The 18,706-nt window shown below is 63.4% G+C and carries 19 protein-coding genes; 8 read left to right on the plus strand and 11 right to left on the minus strand.

All coding sequences use genetic code 11. The features are described 5' to 3' along the window. Positions 1-47: 47 nt before the first annotated feature. The 3 genes from LB525_RS06550 to LB525_RS06560 form a co-directional block, all read right to left on the minus strand. Complete coding sequence (locus tag LB525_RS06550) at positions 48-1,007, minus strand: ABC transporter substrate-binding protein (protein WP_224544175.1); 960 nt, start codon at positions 1,005-1,007, stop codon at positions 48-50. A 217-nt stretch (positions 1,008-1,224) separates the two neighbouring features. Next, positions 1,225-2,001 carry a 4-hydroxy-tetrahydrodipicolinate reductase gene (gene dapB / locus LB525_RS06555; protein ID WP_224544020.1) on the minus strand — a complete coding sequence of 259 codons (777 nt, stop codon included), beginning with the start codon at positions 1,999-2,001 and terminating at the stop codon, positions 1,225-1,227. Between the two features lie 201 nt (positions 2,002-2,202). After that, on the minus strand, positions 2,203-3,690 hold the full coding sequence (locus LB525_RS06560; RefSeq protein ID WP_224544021.1) for a winged helix-turn-helix domain-containing tetratricopeptide repeat protein: 1,488 nt from the start codon (positions 3,688-3,690) through the stop codon (positions 2,203-2,205). Between the two features lie 170 nt (positions 3,691-3,860). Between LB525_RS06560 and LB525_RS06565 the strand changes: the two genes are divergently transcribed. After that, a complete protein-coding gene (locus LB525_RS06565; RefSeq protein ID WP_224544022.1) occupies positions 3,861-4,073 on the plus strand; it encodes a hypothetical protein in 213 nt (70 codons plus the stop codon). A gap of 29 nt (positions 4,074-4,102) precedes the next feature. Here the strand turns inward: LB525_RS06565 and LB525_RS06570 are convergent, their stop codons facing one another. After that, positions 4,103-6,208, minus strand: a complete 2,106-nt coding sequence (locus tag LB525_RS06570; RefSeq protein WP_224544023.1) for a molybdopterin-dependent oxidoreductase — start codon at positions 6,206-6,208, stop codon at positions 4,103-4,105. 126 nt (positions 6,209-6,334) lie between these two features. Between LB525_RS06570 and LB525_RS06575 the strand changes: the two genes are divergently transcribed. Further along, positions 6,335-7,291 carry an IS5 family transposase gene (locus tag LB525_RS06575; protein ID WP_224544024.1) on the plus strand — a complete coding sequence of 319 codons (957 nt, stop codon included), beginning with the start codon at positions 6,335-6,337 and terminating at the stop codon, positions 7,289-7,291. A gap of 161 nt (positions 7,292-7,452) precedes the next feature. On the opposite strand, the gene LB525_RS06580 is transcribed toward LB525_RS06575, so the two are convergent. Further along, positions 7,453-9,330, minus strand: coding sequence for an ABC-F family ATP-binding cassette domain-containing protein (locus LB525_RS06580; protein WP_224544025.1), 1,878 nt, complete (start codon positions 9,328-9,330; stop codon positions 7,453-7,455). A 136-nt stretch (positions 9,331-9,466) separates the two neighbouring features. On the opposite strand from LB525_RS06580, the gene LB525_RS06585 reads away from it, so the two are divergent. The 3 genes from LB525_RS06585 to LB525_RS06595 all read left to right on the plus strand — a co-directional run bounded on the left by LB525_RS06585 (position 9,467) and on the right by LB525_RS06595 (position 11,107). Beyond that, positions 9,467-9,703 carry a hypothetical protein gene (locus LB525_RS06585; protein WP_224544026.1) on the plus strand — a complete coding sequence of 79 codons (237 nt, stop codon included), beginning with the start codon at positions 9,467-9,469 and terminating at the stop codon, positions 9,701-9,703. A 136-nt stretch (positions 9,704-9,839) separates the two neighbouring features. Then, a complete protein-coding gene (locus LB525_RS06590; protein ID WP_224544027.1) occupies positions 9,840-10,616 on the plus strand; it encodes a lysozyme inhibitor LprI family protein in 777 nt (258 codons plus the stop codon). Between the two features lie 290 nt (positions 10,617-10,906). Then, on the plus strand, positions 10,907-11,107 hold the full coding sequence (locus LB525_RS06595; RefSeq protein WP_095767070.1) for a hypothetical protein: 201 nt from the start codon (positions 10,907-10,909) through the stop codon (positions 11,105-11,107). Between the two features lie 95 nt (positions 11,108-11,202). Here LB525_RS06595 and LB525_RS06600 read toward each other — a convergent pair whose 3' ends face one another. The 5 genes from LB525_RS06600 to LB525_RS06620 all read right to left on the minus strand — a co-directional run bounded on the left by LB525_RS06600 (position 11,203) and on the right by LB525_RS06620 (position 14,474). Beyond that, positions 11,203-11,520: a hypothetical protein gene (locus tag LB525_RS06600; protein ID WP_224544028.1), complete on the minus strand. Its 318-nt coding sequence runs from the start codon at positions 11,518-11,520 to the stop codon at positions 11,203-11,205. Positions 11,521-11,523: 3 nt separating this feature from the next. Next, positions 11,524-11,973, minus strand: coding sequence for a MucR family transcriptional regulator (locus LB525_RS06605; protein WP_140846068.1), 450 nt, complete (start codon positions 11,971-11,973; stop codon positions 11,524-11,526). A gap of 356 nt (positions 11,974-12,329) precedes the next feature. Then, on the minus strand, positions 12,330-12,551 hold the full coding sequence (locus tag LB525_RS06610) for a hypothetical protein (protein ID WP_224544029.1): 222 nt from the start codon (positions 12,549-12,551) through the stop codon (positions 12,330-12,332). Continuing rightward, complete coding sequence (locus LB525_RS06615; protein ID WP_224544176.1) at positions 12,532-13,581, minus strand: DMT family transporter; 1,050 nt, start codon at positions 13,579-13,581, stop codon at positions 12,532-12,534. Before LB525_RS06615 ends, LB525_RS06610 begins: the two co-directional genes overlap by 20 nt. Positions 13,582-13,640: 59 nt before the next feature. Next, entirely contained in the window at positions 13,641-14,474 is an 834-nt protein-coding gene (locus LB525_RS06620) for a hypothetical protein (RefSeq protein WP_181174920.1), read from the minus strand. A gap of 113 nt (positions 14,475-14,587) precedes the next feature. Between LB525_RS06620 and LB525_RS06625 the strand changes: the two genes are divergently transcribed. Next, complete coding sequence (locus tag LB525_RS06625) at positions 14,588-15,556, plus strand: LysR substrate-binding domain-containing protein (protein ID WP_224524912.1); 969 nt, start codon at positions 14,588-14,590, stop codon at positions 15,554-15,556. Between the two features lie 269 nt (positions 15,557-15,825). On the opposite strand, the gene LB525_RS06630 is transcribed toward LB525_RS06625, so the two are convergent. Further along, on the minus strand, positions 15,826-16,008 hold the full coding sequence (locus LB525_RS06630) for a hypothetical protein (protein WP_140846066.1): 183 nt from the start codon (positions 16,006-16,008) through the stop codon (positions 15,826-15,828). A 131-nt stretch (positions 16,009-16,139) separates the two neighbouring features. Here LB525_RS06630 and LB525_RS06635 point away from each other — a divergent pair, with 131 nt between their 5' ends. Then, positions 16,140-16,307 (plus strand): hypothetical protein, encoded by a 168-nt coding sequence (locus tag LB525_RS06635; RefSeq protein ID WP_181165039.1) that lies wholly within the window; start codon positions 16,140-16,142, stop codon positions 16,305-16,307. 143 nt (positions 16,308-16,450) lie between these two features. After that, positions 16,451-18,532, plus strand: coding sequence for an ATP-dependent helicase (locus LB525_RS06640; protein WP_224544030.1), 2,082 nt, complete (start codon positions 16,451-16,453; stop codon positions 18,530-18,532). Positions 18,533-18,706: the final 174 nt, after the last annotated feature.

Here is an 18,706-nt window from a genome sequence, read left to right on the forward strand (position 1 = left end):
TGCTTTTCAAGGGCGGACGGGGTCCGTCCGCCCTCGCCTGCCGGCGCCTACTTCGCCGCGTCGACGAACTCGGTCGTGTAGGTCTTCGATAGGTCGATCTGCTTGCCCTGCAGGCTCTTCGAGAAGGTCGACAGAACCTTCAGCACGGTCTGCGGTCCATCGGCCGGCATGCGACCATCCGGCGTGAACATCGCCTTGCCGCCTGCCAGTCCCTGAACATAAAGGTCCTTGCTGCCGGCATAATAGTCCTTCGGCATCTTGTCGGCGATCTCCTCGGCCGAATGGCCGGCGATGAACTTCATCGTCTTGACGAAGGCGTTGGCGAGCTTCTGCGCCTCGTCCTTGTGGCCTTCGAGCCAACTCGACTGAACGTAGAAGGAGGCAGCCGGGTAGTCGCCGCCGAGCGCCGCCTTGGTCTTTTCGGGCGTGCGCATATCGACCAGGACCTTCGCCTCGCCGGTCTGGAGCAGCTTAGCGATGGTCGGCTCGGTGGTCATGCCGGCCTGGATCTGGTCCTGCTTGACGGCGGCGATGAAAGTGTTGCCGGCGCCGACGGGAAGCAGCGTGTAATCACCCGGCTTCAGGCCGCTGCGAACCGCGAGATACTGCGTCAGGAAATCGGTCGAGGAGCCGAGGCCGGTGACACCGAGCGTCGCGCCCTTGAAGTCGGCCGGCGACTTGATTTCCGGGTGCTTGGCCGAGACCAGCTCGACCTCGCCCGGCGCCTGGCTGAACTGCACGATCGACTGGATGTACTTGCCCTTCGACTGCAGGTCGACGGTGTGATCGTAGAAGCCGACGACGCCCTGCACGGCGCCGGCCAGCAATTCGTTCTCGGCTTCGACGCCGGCGCGGGAGTTCACCAACTCCACGTCCAGCCCCTCGTCCTTGAAGTAGCCGAGCTGCTGGGTGAGCACGGCCGGCAGATAGATCTGCTTTTCCATGCCGCCGACGATGATGGTGATCTTGTCGGCAGCCGATGCCGTCGATGCGCCAGCGCTAACCATGGCAAGCGTCAGCGCCACTGAACGCAGGGCGCGTTTAGAGATGAAACGGGTCACTAGTCTTCCTCCACTGGGCGGCGCGCCGCGCCGCATTCCTCCTGTCGGCCGCTCCCAGGCCGTTCATGTGGCGACCGCCACAAAACTGTCATGGCATGGCCAAGCTTTCAGCTGGCTTTCAGCCGTTTAGCAGCCGCGGAATGGAGTCCGGCGGGGTTACCGGTCACGAGGCAGTGAAGCCCAGCACATCGCGCATGTCGTATTCGCCGGGCGGCCGTCCGGCGAGCCAGAGCGCAGCCGCGATGGCGCCGCGGGCGAACATCGAGCGGTCGCCGGCGGCATGCGAAAGCGTGAGCCTCTCGCCGTCGCTCAGGAAGCTGACGCTGTGCTCGCCGACGATGCTGCCGCCGCGCATAACGGCAAAGCCGATCTCACCGGCATTGCGCGGACCAACGAGGCCATCGCGGGCGCGTCTCGCCACATCGTCCAGCACGACGCCACGTCCTCGCGCGGCCGCCTCGCCCAGCATCAGCGCCGTGCCCGACGGCGCATCGACCTTCATGCGATGATGCGCTTCAAAAATTTCGATGTCGCAGTCGTCGGCGGCAAGCGCCCTTGCCGCCTGCTCGGCCAGGCCGGTCAGCATGTTGAGCCCGAGCGAGTAGCTGCCGGAGCGCATGATAGCGACTTTCTTCGCGGCGTTGGCAATCGCCGCCAGTTCCGAGGCGCTGAAGCCGGTCGAACCGATTACCAGCGCCGGACCGCCGCGCGCCGCGCAGGCCTTGGCCAGTTCGGCGGAAGCTGCGGGCGTGGTGAAGTCGACGACCACATCGGCAAGCGCCAGCGCTTCATCGCGCTCGACCAGCCCCTCGCCCATGCTGCCCGGTCGATGGAAGCGCGCGACGAGCTGCAGCCGCGGATCGGCCGCGACGGCTTCCGCCATCTGCCGGCCCATGCGGCCGAGCGCGCCGGCGATGGCTATCCTGAGCGGCTGCGGCATGGCGATCCTGTCGAAAACTGAGTCGGAACAATCCTCTAGCACGCCGCCTTGGCAAATTGATTCAAACGACTGCAGGCCACGGCAAACGGGGCGAGACGAGAGCGAACTGTACACGAATGTGAAGGCGGCCGCGGACGAGATCAAGAGTTGGAATCGCAGGTACCGAAGTCGGACGCCTGTGAGCTACGGGCCGCGACGGCGCTATTGCGCCTTGTCAACATGATCGAGGATCGCGCGATAGCGCCCGCATATGGCGGCATCCTGGTAGAAATCCACTTCGGTATCGATGATCTGGTCGAGGCTTAGTCCGCGATAATGCGCCTTTACCTTTGCCAGGACGTCTTGCGCTTGCCTGATTTCGCCGAGTTCGGAATGGCAGATGACAAGACGAATGAGCGACCACGGTGTTACAGTCGCTATTTTCGCGTAGCAGGCGACTGCCTCGCGATATCGTCCGGCCGTCGTCAGAAGGACGCCACGGAAGTCGTCATACCATCCCACGGCGTATGGGTCGCGGCGCTGGGCTTCGGCTATCTCATCAAGCCCCTCCTCCGGCCTGCCCGTGTGATTGAGGAAAATAGCGCGGATACTAAGAATGAATGGATCGTTCGGATTGAGCGCGACGGCCCGGTCAAGGCTGAATTCAGCCTGTTTGAACTGGCGCAGGTACAAGTGAGCGAAGCCGGTGGCGAGATGCCCATAGGCCTCGTCGGGATCAAGGTCCAACGCCGTCCTTGCGATCGCCAGTCCGGAATGCAAATGGCTGGGATTGTTGTAGTCCCAATAGTACTTGATCGACTCCACAAAGCTGAGCATGGCGTGGGCGGCAGCAAACTGCGGATCGAGGTTTGCCGCCTGGCGCAGAAATGGTTCCGCTTCGAGCACAGTGTCATAGACCGCGGCCAGTTGCAGCGCCCGCAGATAAAACTCATAGGCCGACATGTTGTTGGTCGGGCGGCCTCTGGCGCGCGACGAAATCGCGGTTCTGGCCTGCCGAGCCAGACGCGCCGCGATCATCCTGGTGATTTCATCCTGGATGGCGAAAATGTCGTCGAGTTCCCGGTCATAGTGTTCGCCCCAGATATGAGCCATCGACGACGCATCGGTTAGCTGCACGGCGACCCGCACCCTGTTGCCGATCTTCCGCACACTGCCTTCGACGACGTATTGGACGCCAAGCTTGCTCGCCACCTCCGCCGGATCATGCGCCTTGCCGCGGAACTGGAAGGAGGAGTTCCGCGCGATGACCAGAAACTCCTTATACTTGCCAAGCTCGGCGATGATGTCCTCGGTGATGCCGTCGCTGAAATAATCCTGCTCCGGATCGCCGCTCATATTGTCGAAAGGAAGTATGGCGATGGACGGTCTGAACGACCGCGTAACATCCGCCTTAACCGCGAAGGGCCTGGGGCCTGCATATTTATAGCCGCGACCGTGCACGGTTGCGATAATCTCGGCAGACAGCAATTTTCGCAGCGCCGAAATGTGGACCTGCAGCGTATTCTCCTCCACCACCACGCCGGACCAGACCGCATCTAGAAGTTCGGTCTTGCCGATCACCTCGTCGGGTCTGTCGAGCAACATGGCGAGGATGTCGAAGGAACGCGCCGAAAGCTCCACCGGCCCTTTCGGGCCTAGCAACTGCCGTTCGGCTCGTCTCAAACGATAGTTCCCAAACTCCAAGTCCATTGGCGACCACCCTCGCGGGGAGGATAGTCCAAGATAACCCTGAAGGCGAACTTCAAGGCCGTTCGGGATTCTTCGCTTCAGGCAAATTCAGAGCCGTGCAGGTCTCTTCAGGTTCAAGCCAAGGACCTGCGTGGGAGGCAGCGCCATTGTCGCCGTTACAGGAGGACATCATGGCTGACATCCTCACCACAGGCCCGATCATAGTCCGACGCCTTAAACTGCTGCGGCGAGGCTTTCCGAGGCTCGGCGCATCGCTCAATGCCATGTCCGGTTTGGTAGGCGACGCACTCAAGATGGCTTACGTGGATCCCTACGCCAGTCTTGCGCGCCAATCGCGGATCGTCCCGGACGATGATCTCGAAGGCCGAGATCCCACTTGGTGAGCGCAAGCAATGGCAGACCGCGAAGTGGGTCAAAGCGCCCTGAGCCACACCTTGTTGTCATGGACGGCGGCGCCGCCATAGGGCGCGGGCGCATCGGCGCCGGTCAGCACGTTGATGCCTTCGCCGCGCTCGTGCGCGCTGTTCGGCCAGATGCCTTCGGCGATCACCACACCGCGCTTCACGCCGTCGAAAAATTTTGCGTGCAGCACCACGTCGCCGCGCCGGTTGCCCACCTCGACGCGGCCGCCATCCTCGATGCCGAGCGCCGCGGCATCTTCGGGATGGAGCAACAATTCGGGCCGGCCTTCCCTGGCCTTCGACACTGGCGTCTCGGCAAAAGTCGAGTTCAAATAATTGCGCGCCGGCGAGGTCGCCAGCCGGAACGGATGCTCCTCGTCCGCGACCTCGATCAGCTCGACATGATCGGGGAATTCCGGCAGCCGTCCCACCGGGCCGAACAGACCCATGCTTTTCGGCGGCCGGTTGGGCGCCGACTGCCCGGTCCAGTTGGGGCGGAAGTGGAATTTCTTGTCGGCATGGCCGAAGCCGTTGATGAAATGCGCGTCGTCGAAGTCGGGCTGCAGGTCGACCCACTTGTCAGCCTTCAGGCTGTCGAAGCTGCCTAGCCCGCGCTTGCCGAGGATGATGTCGATATGCTCGCGCTCGGTCAGGCCGAAGCCGGGCCGATCGCCGACGCCGAGGCGCTTGGCGAGCTCCTCATTGACATAGTGGTTGGTTCGCGGCCCTTCCGGCGGCTCGATCAGCTTGGGGCCGAGGGTGATATGCTGGTTGCCGCCGCCCTTGTAGATGTCGTCATGCTCCAGAAACATCGTCGCCGGCAGCACGACGTCGGCGAGCTTGGCCGTGTCGGTCATGAACTGCTCATGCACGCAGGTGAACAGATCCTCGCGCAGAAAACCCTTTCTCACCAGCCGCTGCTCCGGGGCGACATTGGCCGGATTGGTGTTCTGGATCAGCATCGCCGTCACCGGGGGACCGCCATAGAGCGCGTCGGCCGCGCCCGTCAGCACCGGGCCGATGCGCGAATGGTCGAGATAGCGCACCTTCGGGTCGCGCATCGCGGTGCCTTCCAGCACGTCCTGGTTCAGCTGGAAGATGCCGGAGTTGGAGTGGAAGGCGCCGCCGCCCTCATACTGCCAGGCGCCAGTGACGGCGGCGATGCAGGAGACGGCATGCATGTTGACAGAGCCGTTGCGCTGGCGGGCAAAGCCGTAGCCGAGGCGGAAGTAGGTCTTCTTGGTGTTGCCGACGAGATGGGCGAATGCCTCGATCTCGGCGACGGATAGCCCGGTTATGGCGGCCGCCCATTCGGGTGTGCGCGTCCGCAAATGTTCTTCCAGCCCGCGCGGATCATCGGTGTATTTCTCGAGATAGGCGCGGTCGGCCAGCCCGTCGCGGAACAGCACATGCATGACCGCGCAGGCGAGCGCGCCGTCGGTGCCGGGCTTCAGCACCAGGCCGAGATCGGCCTGCTTCATCGTGGCGTTGTCGTAGATGTCGATGACGACGATCTTGGCCCCACGCTCCTTGCGCGCCCTGGTCGCATGGGTCATCACGTTGACTTGGGTGACCACGGCATTGGTGCCCCAGATCACCACGCAGTCGGATTTCGCCATCTCGCGCGGATCGGGACCGCGCAGCGCGCCCGCTCCCATCATCCAGCCAGTCCAGGCGAGATTGGTGCAGATCGAGCCGAAGAAGCCCGAGTATTTCTTGGCGTGGCGCAGCCGCTGGATGCCGTCACGCTGCACCAGCCCCATCGTGCCGGCGTAGAAATAAGGCCAGACCGTCTGCGAGCCGTATTTTTCTTCGGCTGCGATGAATTTTTCCGCCACGAAGTCGAGGGCTGCTTCCCAGCTGGCTTCCTTCCAGGCGCCCTCGCCCTTGGCGCCGGCGCGCACCAGCGGTTTCAGCAGCCGGTCGGGATGGTGGACGCGGTCGGCATAGCGCGCGACCTTGGCGCAGACGACACCCGCCGTATAGCTGTTCGCCTTGGCGCCGTGGACGCGGCCGATGCGGTTGTCATCGAGCAGCTCGACTTCGAGGGCGCAGGTGGAGGGGCAGTCATGCGGGCAGGCCGAATGGCCGATCCGGAGCTTGGCGTGCTGGTTCATGCGGGGTGTGTAGCGGGTTTTAGGGACGAGGTGTAGGGCCAGATGGGCTCCCCCTTCTCCCCCTGCGGGCCTGTTGCGTAATTGGCTGGTTGTGATTCTCTGAGAGGAAGCTCGGAGGGAATCGCGATGGCTGTGAAGCAGACGGGACAGTTGAGCCTGGCGGAGGCGTTTCTAGGCGACAAGCTTGCGGGCGGTTCTTCGCCACTCGACCGTCTGTCAGGTCTGGTGAAGTGGTACCGCTTCGAGAAGCTGCTCAACCCGCTGCGCGATGGTGGACCTGGCCGGGCAGCTTGGCCGCCACTGGTGCTGTTCAAGGCGCTGTTGCTGCAATCGCTCTATGGCCTGTCTGATCGCGAGTTGGAGGAAGCGCTGGGCGACCGGCTGTCATTCCGGCGCTTTGCCGGGTTGGGGCTGGACGATACGATCCCCGACCACACGGTTCTGTCGCGCTTTCGCAATCTGCTTGTCGGCGAAGGGCTGATGGAGAAGCTGTTCGGCGAACTGGACCGGCAGTTGGAGAAAGCCGGCGTGATCCTGAAGCGCGGCACAATGCTGGATGCCACACTGATCGATGCGGTTTCGGCGCCACCGACGCCTGAGCGGCCGTCGAAGGACACAGACGCTCGCATCACCGCACGCAAGGGCAAACGCGGCCTCACCTTTGGCTACAAGGCTCATGTCGGGGTGGATGAGGGCTCCGGTCTGATCCGCACGGTGATCACCACACCGGCCAACGTCAACGACACGGTAATGGCTGATGCCTTGATCTGCGGCGACGAGAAGACGGTGTCGGCGGACGCCGCGTATGACACCCATGCTCGCCGTGCCCGGCTCAAGGCCGAAGGCAAGAAGGTGCGCATTGCCCGCCGCCCCAACAAGCATCATGCGCTGCCTGAGCGGCTCAAGCACTACAATCGCCTGATCGCCAGACGGCGAGCGGCAGTGGAGACCACCTTCGCCACGCTCAAGAACCGCATGAAGCTGACCATGATCCGCTATGTCGGACTGGCCAAGGCCGCAGCCCAGGTAACGATGGCGGCGATCGCTTTCAACATGCGCCGATGGGCGGCCATCACAGGATAGGTGCGCCCAGCTACCGGCCTAGGGGCCGCACCGCCACCATCAAACTCAACCCCAAGGCCAAATCGCCCACCAAGCACAACAGACTTCGCGGCCAAAACCACTCTGCGAGCCTGTTCTCGCTAACTGCGCAACAGGCCCCCTGCGGGAGAAGGAAAATCGCGCTAATCCGCGATCCCTTCCTCATACTCCGCCGACATCGTCAGCCATTTGTCCTCGTTTTGCGCCAGCGTTTGCGCCAGTTGCGAGCGCTCCTTGGCGAGCTGCGTCGCGGTCGAGGGGTCCTTTTCGTAGACCGCCGGATTGGCAAGCTCGTCCTCGATCAGGTCGATGCGCTTGCGGATGCGGTCCATGAGCGCCTCGGTGGCGCGGATTTCCTTGGCTAAAGGCTCCAGTGCCGCACGGCGCTGGGCCGCCTCGCGGCGGCGATCGGCCTTGGACGCCTTGTCCGCCTCCTTCTGCTCACGGCGGTTGGCGGAAACGCCGGTGACCAGCGTCTTATAATCCTCCAGGTCGCCGTCATAGGGATTGACCGCGCCGTCCTTGACCAGCCACAGCCGGTCGGCCGTCGCCTCGAGCAGATGCCGATCGTGCGAGATCAGGATCACCGCGCCCGGAAAATCGTTGAGCGCATGGATCAGCGATTCACGGCTGTCGATGTCGAGGTGATTGGTGGGCTCGTCGAGGATGAACAGGTTCGGCCCCTCGAAGGCCGACAACCCCATCAACAGCCGCGCCTTCTCGCCGCCGGACAGATCCTTGGCGGCGGTGTTCATCTTCTCGGTGGTAAGCCCAAACTGGGCGACACGGCCGCGCACCTTCGATTCCGGCGCCTCCGGCATCAGCCTGCGAACATGCTCGTAGGCGTTTTCCTCAGGCCTGAGATCGTCGAGCTGGTGCTGGGCAAAGATCGCCACCTTCAGCCCAGGCGCCACCGTCATCGTGCCGGCCTCCTGCTTCAGCCGGCCGGACAGAAGCTTGGCGAAGGTCGACTTGCCGTTGCCGTTGGCGCCGAGCAGCGCGATGCGGTCATCGGCATCGATGCGCAAGGTCATCTTCTTCAGGATCGGCTCACCGGGCGTATAACCGACACTGACGTTGTTGAGCGCAACGATCGGCGATGCCACCGTCTTCACCGGCTCCGGAAACGAGAATGGCCGCACCGTGTCATTCACGATCGCCGCGATCGGCTTCATCTTTTCCAGCGCCTTGATGCGCGACTGCGCCTGCCTGGCCTTGGAGGCCTTGGCGCGAAAACGCTCGACGAAGGATTCCATATGCTTGCGGGCGGCTTCCTGCTTGATGCGGCCCTTTTCCTGCTGTTCCCTTTGCTCGGTGTACTGGCGCTCGAACTGGTCGTAGCCGCCGCGCCAGAAGGTCAGCTTCTTCTGATCGAGGTGGACGATGGAATTGACGGCGCGATTGAGCAGGTCACGGTCGTGGGAGATCAGGAGAACCGTGTGCGGATATTTCGAGACGTAATTCTCGAGCCAGAGCGTGCCTTCGAGGTCGAGATAGTTGGTCGGCTCGTCGAGCAGCAGAAGGTCAGGCTCGGAAAACAGCACGGCGGCCAAAGCCACGCGCATGCGCCAGCCGCCCGAGAAGGAGGAGGCCGGGCGGCGCTGCGCCGCGTCGTCGAAGCCGAGGCCGGCAAGGATGGTGGCCGCGCGGGACTCGGCCGAGTGGGCGTCGATGTCGGCCAGCCGCATGTGGATGTCGGCAATGCGGTGCGCGTCGGTCGCCGTCTTTTCCTCTTCGAGCAGCGCGGTGCGCTCAATATCGGCCTTGAGCACGATGTCGATCAGCGGCTCCTCGGTGCCGGGCGCTTCCTGCGCCACCTGGCCGATGCGGGTGCTTTTCGGCAGGCTGATCGAACCGGTCTCCGAAGGGAAATCGCCGGTGATCGCCTTGAACAGCGTCGTCTTGCCGGTGCCGTTGCGGCCGACAAGGCCGGCCTTTGTGCCGGCCGGCAGCGTCAATGAGGCATGATCGAGAAGCAGCCGCCCCGCCATGCGCAGCGTAAGGTCGTTGATGATAAGCATGGCCGGCTTTTGCACGGGAGATCGGCGCTTCGCAAGAGCCAGGGCCTGGGATGAGACCCCCGCTCGTTGTCTTTGGCCGTTCAGCAAAAAACTCGAAGGACTGGAACCAGTTGCCGGCCGAAACGTTTGGACGCCCGTGATCCGCTATCTCGCCCTGGCTTTCATCTTCTTCCAGGTCGCCACGACAACCGCGCTGGCGACGCAGGTGGTTCTGTTCGAAAACGAGACCGCTCACATTGCTCTCGCCGCTGAACCCGCGAGCGGGCCGCAGGGCCAACCAATCTCGCCCCAAGCGGCCAAGATTGCGAACCGGCTGGAGACGCGGGAGCCGAAACACCTGTTGATCCAAATCGATTCAGGAAAAGCATCCTAGGCTTCGCCTTGTGATTGATGAAGAGGCGGGCGGACACGCCCCTTTATCCTGCCGGAATGTCTCCCCTCAAGGAAGGATTGTTCGTTCCTCTGCTTTCGCCCGGTCACACTTTGCTTGCCACGTCACAGGTTTGGCGTTGATCGCCGCGGTTGTCTCAACCTATGCTGGCGCGAGCGGCGGGTTCAAGCAGAGGACAGATCAGATGTCAGCCAAGACCTCGCTCCTTTCGGCCTCGCTGGCGGTCGCGATTTTCGCGGTCGTCGCCGGGCTGACCATGCTTCCCACCACCCCCGCGGCCCGTGCGGCAACCATCGACTGCGCGGCAGCGAAGACGCAGGCCGACCTTGCGACCTGCACGGCCGCGAATGCCGCTTCGGCGGACGCGGGGCTCAATGCAGTCTACAAGGAGCTGGCGGGACGTCTGGCTCCCACCGACCTGAAGCGCCTGCGCGAGGCGCAGCGCGCCTGGATCCCGTTCCGCGACAAGGAATGCGCCTTCCGCACCCAGCCCTATGCCGGTGGCTCGGTATATGCGACCCTCGTCGAGACCTGCAGACAGGACTTGACGAAGGCGCGGCTGGCGCAGTTACAGCACCAGTTGCAATGCCCCGAAGGCGACCTCTCCTGCGTGCCGCAAACCGGCGGCAGCGCCGCGCCCGCGACGGCTGGCACGGCGTCTGCGAAACCCGCCGCTGCACAGGCAAGCCGGAACGACACGCGGCCATGCGTGCAATCCGCGGGAAAGGCGAAGTCGGACCAGTATGTCTCGCAATGCGTCCAGGTGTCGCCGGCGACCCATCCGCCCTGCAACGGGCAAAATGCATGCAGCATGATGATCGACGAGATCAAGCGCGGCTGCGCCATGATCGGCAACGACAACCCGCCCGCCTTTTGTTCCGCCTACAAGAACTAAGCCGCACCCGACGTCGCTCCTGACTGCCACGGCGATCAACATTCCCGGAGAAAGATCAACCCGTCGCAAGCAGACAACCGCAAGTTTGCCTCGTGCTCAATATTGATGCAGCAAGCGACGATACCACCAAAAAGGCAGCGAAATCTTCTGACCCAAGCATGATGCTTATCAAAAATTGATTTCAGTTTTTATCGCAAACCTGCGACCTTGCCGATGCGCCGTGAGTCGTGAGTTGGCGCCAACGATAACTTGATCCAAGAAAACTTGGCTCTGGCATTCAGGAGCTCACGATGGGCGCGGCGATCAACGATCCACGCACGTTGCGATATGTCGCGGAAATCACGCGCAAGCTGGCGAAGATGCTCTCGCGCACGCGCTACAACATGCTCGTCTATCTTCTTGAGATGACGGCGGTCGAGGCGGAAAGCCTGGCCAACGAGCAGGACCCCAAACAGGTCCGGCCGGCGGAGCCGCCTCAGGTCCTCGGCTGAGCGCTCGCCATAAGGCGGTCCAGAGCGTTTCACCGTTTCGAGGAAACGGTAAATCGCTCTATCTCCCTGTTTTGACGCAGTTCCGGGCGGAAAGGCTACGCCGAAGTCGCCGAGCCTAACCGCTCACACTTTTTCTGGAATTGCTCAAGGACTGCGAGACATTCCAGCCTGTGCGCCTCGATCACCGGCGGAGCGTCGCATTCGATGATGGCGCGCTCGAACCGGTCGAGCGCGTCCAGCACCGCAAGCAGGTCGCCGGACGGACTGCCCAGCGAAAACAGGATGCGCCGCGCCTTGACGCCGTGAGCCGCATTCACTGAGCACTGCGCAGCAATCCCGCGGCGCAACGCGGCAAGGTCGGCCAGATGGTCGCGCAATGGCCATGGCGCGACATCATCCGTTGCGGGCAACATGCCTCAGGCCTTGACCTTACGCTTGCCCTTGCTCCTGGCCGCGTCGCCGCCGGCCGGCTTGCGGCCGAGGCCGGAGGATTTGGCCAACGCCGAGCGGGTCGCCGAGTAGCTCGGCGCCACCATCGGATAATCGGCGGGCAGGCCCCATTTGGCACGATATTCGTCCGGCGTCAGGTTATGATCGGTCGCGAGGTGACGCTTCAACGACTTGAACTTCTTTCCGTCCTCCAGGCACACGATGTGGTCGGGGAAAACCGAGCGCTTCGGGTTGACCGCGGGCGTCTGCGCCACCGCCTCCTTGACAACGCTGCCGGTGGCGAGCCTGCGCACCGACGCGCTGACGCTGGCGATCAGATCGGGCAGGCCGGAGGCAGGGAGCGGATTGTTGCCGACATAGGCCGAGACAATGTCGGCGGTCAGTTCGATTGCAGTCTTGTCGTCGATGTTGGACAATTTTTTCACCTTCTGCTGGCCCTCAAATCGCCAGCTCTTTTTTTAAGACTTTCGTCGGTGTATCGAATTGGACCTGTCCCCCAACGGACCGTCCAGAGTCAGTAAAGCTACGAGACTCAATACCGGGTGATGTTTCTACACGGATTGGAAACGCGCAAGTTAGGAATTCTAATAGCTATAGCGCAGGCTTTATAGCACCGGCTGCCCGCCTGGATAGGTAAAAGGGGCTACAGAACTTCAACCTACGGTAGGAGTTGCTGAAAAATCGAAGTTCAGGCCAAGTTCCAGCACGGCAACGGCAATCTACCAGCCGAATGCTCGACCATGCGCGATTCGGCGGCCCCATGGCAAATCGCTCATCCGGCGGCGACACCGCGCCTGAGCTCGGCAGGCGGCCTCTCCGCGAGGATCTCCAGCACGCGCTTCCAGCGCGCGCAGCGGCTAAAGTCCTTCTGCTCGATGGCCTTTTCGGCCTTCATGGCCGCATAGAGCGGCGCCTCCGCGCCAAACTCCCTGACCAGCCAGTGCGCCTCCTGCCTGGCGCGGCGTTCGTCCTCGTCAACGGCCATTTTGGACATTGTGCCTGCTCTCCGTACCTTCGATGCCGACCGCAAGGCAGCTGCCAATGACGAGGACGGCGCCGGCAACAGCCGTCATCGACAAGCTTTCGCCCGAGAGCGTCAGCAGAAACGTGGAAGCTATCGGCGTCAGATAGGCGACGACCGCTATCCTGCCGCCGTGGTCGAGCTTTGCCGCGCGCGACCAGAAATAATAGCCGAGCCCCATCGGGCCGGCGCCGAGATAGAGGCCGAGCAGAAGATGCGCGCCGCTCGGGCGCACGACGCCATCATGCAGGCACCAGGCGGAGGTGAGCGCGACACCGATCAGCGCCGAAGGCAGGAGCAGCCGCTCGGGCGACACGGCGAGGCGGCCGACAGCGAACGAGTAGAAGGCCATGCAGAGCGCGGAGCCGAAAGCGGCGAGATAGCCGACAAGGCTGCCGCCTTCGAACCATGCACTGTTAGACCAAAAATGCGCTCGGCCGCCGGAGATCACCAGCGCCACGCCGACGAAACCAAGCGCCGCCGCCAGCCCGAGCAACAGCGGACGCCGCGGCCTGCCAAGCAGGATGACCGCCGCGGCAGTCATCAGCGGCCAAGTATAGGCGACAAGGTTCGCCTCGATGACCGGCGCCGAGGCGAAGCCGATATATTGCAGGACCATGGTGCCGACCAGGCCGAAGAAGCCAACGAGATAGGCGAGCGCGGCATTTCCCTTCTCCCCTTGTGGGAGAAGGTGGATCGGCGCGAAGCGCCGAGACGGATGAGGGGTGTTGGAAGGAACTCCGGCGTCGGCGATCCGTCCAGCACCCCTCATCCGACCGAGCTTCGCTCGGCCACCTTCCCCCACAAGGGGGGAAGGAAAGAGCCGGATCAGCGCGAAAACAATCGTCGCGCCGCAAAATTGCAGGAACTGCACTTGCGACACCGGATAGACGGCAAGCAACGTCTTGCCGACCAGGGCGTTGGTCGCCCACAGCGCCACGGCGCCGAGGGCGAAGGCAAGCGCCGCGCCGAGGGCGCCGGAAAGGCTTTGGCTTTCCGGCATGACCGGCCCGAGGCTCAGCGACACTGAAGGCGGCTGACACTCGACCGGATCGTCGGTCATTACCAAGACTCCCTCGCCCCGCCGGAAACCGCTTCCGCCGTCGGCTGCGGCACAGGATGTTCCTCGGCATGGCGACGGTAGGCGGGCAGCTGGTTGGTCCAGACATCCTCGGCCAGCTCGTTCACCCAGGCACGGTCATGGTCGTTGTCGGCGGCGAGGTAGAACATGCGGTTGTCGTCGACATAGGGTTTGGCCGTCGAGCGCTGGTTGAGCACCAGGGTGACGCGCTCGCCGAGCTGGATCGGCGCGGTGCGGTGGAGCACACCGAGGAACTGGCCGAGCGTGGCGTAGTTCATCTTGTGGTCGATGCGCATGATCTTGTTGCGCGGCAGCTCGCGGCCGGATTCCAGAATCGAGCGGCCGGTCTCGGAATCGTCGCAGTAGATTTCCAGATGACCGCCGATGAGAGGATCGCTGATCGACAGCGGAATGAGCTCCGTCACCGGAACGCCGTCGCAATGCCATTCGACCGCGCCATCCCTTGGATTCATGAAGGTGACGGTCGAGCCGACGATCGACAGCGGATAGGGCTCGAGCTTGGTTCCCATCATGTCGGACAATCTTTCCAGGCGCAGCTTGTCGTGCAAGAGCTCCTTGATCTCGGGAATATAGCGGTCGGCACCAGTGATGAAGGTGAGGTCGAGGTGCTTGTGCACGGCATGGCTGGCCTTCAATTTGAGCGCCGCTTCTTCGATGGCGGCAAGCAGAGCCGGGTCGTAACCGTGACGATACTGGGCGACGCCGAAACCCGACACTTTCCAGGAGGTCTCATGACCAATGATGGCCTCGCGGCTCATTGCACAGCGCAGTTCGGGAATTGTATGGGCGTTCATTCTATTTTCTCCAAGATGGGGGCAACACTTGGTTAACAGTCATTTAAACGCCTACCCCTGTAAATTTAGGAATGCTGGTGGTAGCGTAAGCCCAGCTTAAGGTCGAAAACCCCGTGCGACTGCTCAGTCAGGTTAACCTCAACTCACTGAAAATCGTGGAGAGCGCCGCGAGGCACAGGAATTTCACGCGCGCCGGCGAAGAGCAATTCATCACCGCTTCCGCCGTCAGCCAGCGCGTGAAGAGCCTGGAGGATCAGCTGCGCTTCAAGATCTTCGAGCGTGGCGGCAACGCGGTGTCGCTGACGCCGGAGGGCGAGACCTATGTGGCGCGCGTGCGCGAGGCGCTGGAGCGGATAGTGGCGGCCAGCATGGAGGCAACCGGCCAGTCGCAGGCGCATGTGTTGCGGATCTGCGTGCTGCCGACCTTTGCGGCGCGCTGGCTGTTTCCGCGGCTTTCGGCCTTCCAGCATCAATATTCCGATATTGAGATGCGGGTGTCGACCTCTTACGCCACGCATGAATTCTCGACTTCCGAATACGACCTCGAAATCCGTTATGGCGACGGCAACTTCCCCGGTCTCACGTCGGAGCTGCTGTTCAAGGAAGATCTGACGCCGGTGTGCAGCCGCAAACTCTTCCATGAGGTGCTGGGCGACAAACCGCTGTCGAAGGTGGTGCCGGAGGATCTGCGCTACTTCACGCTGCTACACTCTGACACGTGCACGCAGAACTGGCAGTCGTGGCTGGGCTTTGCCGGCGCAAGCTTCGTGCTTGGCGAAACGAGGAGCGTCTATTTCGATAGCTGCATGATGTCCTACGAAGCGGCCAATGCCGGCATGGGCTTTGCCGTCGCCAACCGCGCCTATATGGCAAGCGACATCCGCGCCGAACGGCTGGTGGCCCCCTTCGCGGTCCACCATCCCAACACGGCGGGTTGGTATTTCGTCAGCCCCATCAAGGCGGTCGGCGCCCGCAAGGTCGAGCTGTTCAAGCGGTGGATCATGGCCGAAGCGGCGCTGACGCAGCGCCAGTTGGACATCGAGATCGCCAACGTGCCGGTACGGCGCGTGGCGATGGCGTGAAGGCCAGTCTTCCACGGATGCTCATTTGAGCGAATGCCGCACCATCGGAGGCCTCGCAATGACGGGCTCTGCAGAATTTCGTAATTTTCCGGTGGCTCCATAGCCGGCTACCGCGATCGCACCATGACGCGAAGCGGAGACTCAGCTATCTTGTGTTGTGCGGCGGGCCTGATTTTCCCGCTTGGCCGGCGCTACCGAGCTTCCTCCCAAGCAGCGCCGGCCTTCTTCGTTTCGGCCCGACGATAATCTGGGCAAGCCCGGCCTTGGCGCTATTGCTTCGGCGGCGTGCCCGGCTGGTCTCCGCCGGTGGTCGATTTCGGCACAGGGTTCTTGTCGACCTGAGGGTTCTGGTTGACTTCATCGCCCGGCGCCTTGGTGGGCGGCACGCTGTTGTCGCAGGCGGCGAGCACGAGCCCTGCCGCAAGAGCCAGCAGCACAGGAAGCTTCTTCATGACGACCTCCTCTCGTTCGCTCCTTGGGGCAAACGGGGCGGTGGCGGTTTGGTTGCGTTGACCGGCGGGAACCAACCGATCCGAGTCCGGTTGGAATCCCGAGCCAATCGAACGCAACGAGGAAACTGATCATGGTCCGCCTTCTGCTTGCCGGGCTTTTTGCCTACACCGCCTATCGCGTTGCCGTGAGGATCATCGACGAAGTGCCTGGAGACGTCGCGCCGCTGGATATGCCGGGCGACGAAAGGCGCAATTTGCGGCGCCAGTCGGCGGCGATGGGGGTCGAGCCGAAGCGGTAGCGGCTCTTTCGATTGGGAATAGCCCCTTCCGGTGAAGCGTGGATGCCGACGCAGCCCCTCTCCGGCCGCTTCGCGGCCACCTCTTCCCGCTCGCGGGGCGAGGAAATTATTGCGAACAAAGCGGAAACGATGCTTGATGGGCGATGAACATCGCCGCTCGTGATTCGTCCTTCGAGGCGCCCGCCTATCTTGGCCGGCTGAACGACGCGCAGCGGCTGGCGGTGATGCATGGCGACGGCAAGGTGGCGGCGCCGCTGCTGGTGATCGCCGGCGCCGGCTCCGGCAAGACCAACACGCTGGCGCATCGCGTCGCCCATCTGATCGTCAAGGGCGCCGATCCGCGCCGCATTCTGTTGATGACCTTCTCGCGCCGCGCGGCGGCCGAGATGGCCAAGCGCGTCGAGCGCATTGCCGGCGAGGTGCTGGGGCGCGACGCGGCAATCATCGCCGACGCGCTGGCCTGGGCCGGCACTTTCCACGGCATCGGCGCGCGACTGCTGCGCGACTATGCCGAACAGATCGGCCTCGACCCGGCCTTCACCATCCATGACCGCGAGGATTCCGCTGACCTGATGAACCTTGCGCGGCACGAGCTGGGATTCTCGAAGACCGAAAGCCGCTTTCCTACCAAAGGCACCTGTCTGCAGATCTATTCGCGGGCGGTGAATGCGCAGGCACCGCTGGGAGAAGTGCTTGGGTCGGCCTTCCCTTGGTGCTCAGGATGGGCCGAACAGCTGAAAGAGCTGTTCGCGGCCTATGTCGAGGCCAAGCAGGCGCAGAATGTTCTCGATTACGACGACCTGCTGCTCTACTGGGCGCAGATGGCGGCCGAGCCGGAGATCGCGGCGCATCTCGGCGGTCGCTTCGATCATGTGCTGGTCGACGAATACCAGGACACCAACCGGCTGCAGGCCTCGATCCTTCTGGCGCTGAAGCCGGACGGCGCCGGGCTGACCGTGGTGGGCGACGACGCGCAGTCGATCTATTCCTTCCGCGCTGCCGAAGTGCGCAACATCCTCGATTTCCCAAAGCAGTTCGTGCAAGCAGCCGCGGTGATCATGCTGGAGCGCAATTACCGCTCGACCGAGACGATCCTGGCCGCCGCCAACAAGGTGATCGGCGAGGCCAGCGAGCGCTTCACCAAGAATCTGTGGACAGAGCGCCGGTCCTCGCACAAGCCGCAACTGGTCAGCGTGCGCGACGAGGCCGAGCAGGCCAACTATGTATGCCAGGCGATCCTGGCCGAGCGCGAGACGGGCACGGCGCTGAAGGCACAGGCGGTGCTGTTCCGCACCTCGAGCCATAGCGGGCCGCTGGAGGTGGAGCTGACGCGCCGCAACATTCCCTTCGTCAAGTTCGGCGGCTTGAAATTCCTCGATGCCGCGCATGTCAAGGACATGCTGGCGATGCTGCGTTTTGCCGAGAACCCGCGCGACCGCGTCGCCGGTTTTCGCGTGCTGCAGCTCATGCCGGGCATCGGCCCGTCCGCCGCCTCGCAGATCGTCGACGCCATGGCGACGTCGCTCGACGAGACGCTGGGCCTCGCACGGTTCCGGCCGCCGCAGCGCGCGGCGCAGGACTGGCCGGTCTTCCTCGACATCTATGCCGGCTTACGCGCCGGCGCGAAATGGCCGGCCGACCTCGAGCGGATCAGGCTGTGGTACGAGCCGCATCTGGAGCGCATCCATGAGGATGCGATCACGCGCCGGGCCGATCTCCTCCAGCTTGAGCAGATCGCATCGACATATCCGTCGCGCGAGCGCTTCCTGACCGAGCTCACCCTCGACCCGCCCGACGCCACAAGCGACCAGGCCGGGCCGCCGCATCGCGACGAGGACTATCTCATCCTATCGACCATCCATTCGGCCAAGGGCCAGGAATGGAAGAACGTCTTCGTGCTCAACACCGTTGACGGCTGCATCCCGGCCGATCTCGGCGTCGGCACCAAGGAGGACATCGAGGAGGAGCGGCGCCTGCTCTATGTGGCGATGACCCGGGCCAAGGACAGCCTGCATCTCGTCGTGCCGCAGCGCTTTTATCCGCACAACCAGGCGGCGCGCGGCGACCGCCACGTCTATGCCTCGCGCACGCGCTTCATCCCGGCCTCGATGCTTTCGGCCTTCGAGCAGTCGTCCTGGGCGAGCGCCGCGCTCAAGGACGACCCGCGCCAGCGGCCGGGCGTCAAGGTCGATCTCGGAGCCCGCATGCGCGGCATGTGGAAATAGGCTGCCTGGCCGTTGCAGCGACTGCAAGGCAAAGAGCCCGATTTGTCTCCGCGCCAGCGGGGGCACGCCATCCTTGAGAAAACAGCGGCATGCGTGGAACCTCCCGCCGCAAGCCGCGTTGTGTGGCGTCCTTCCCCAGCCAGGGAGGCTCGCCGCCTCCGCAGCCAACTGACG

It is taken from the genome of Mesorhizobium sp. CA16 (assembly GCF_020165175.1).
In the GTDB taxonomy this organism is placed as follows: Bacteria; Pseudomonadota; Alphaproteobacteria; order Rhizobiales; family Rhizobiaceae; genus Mesorhizobium.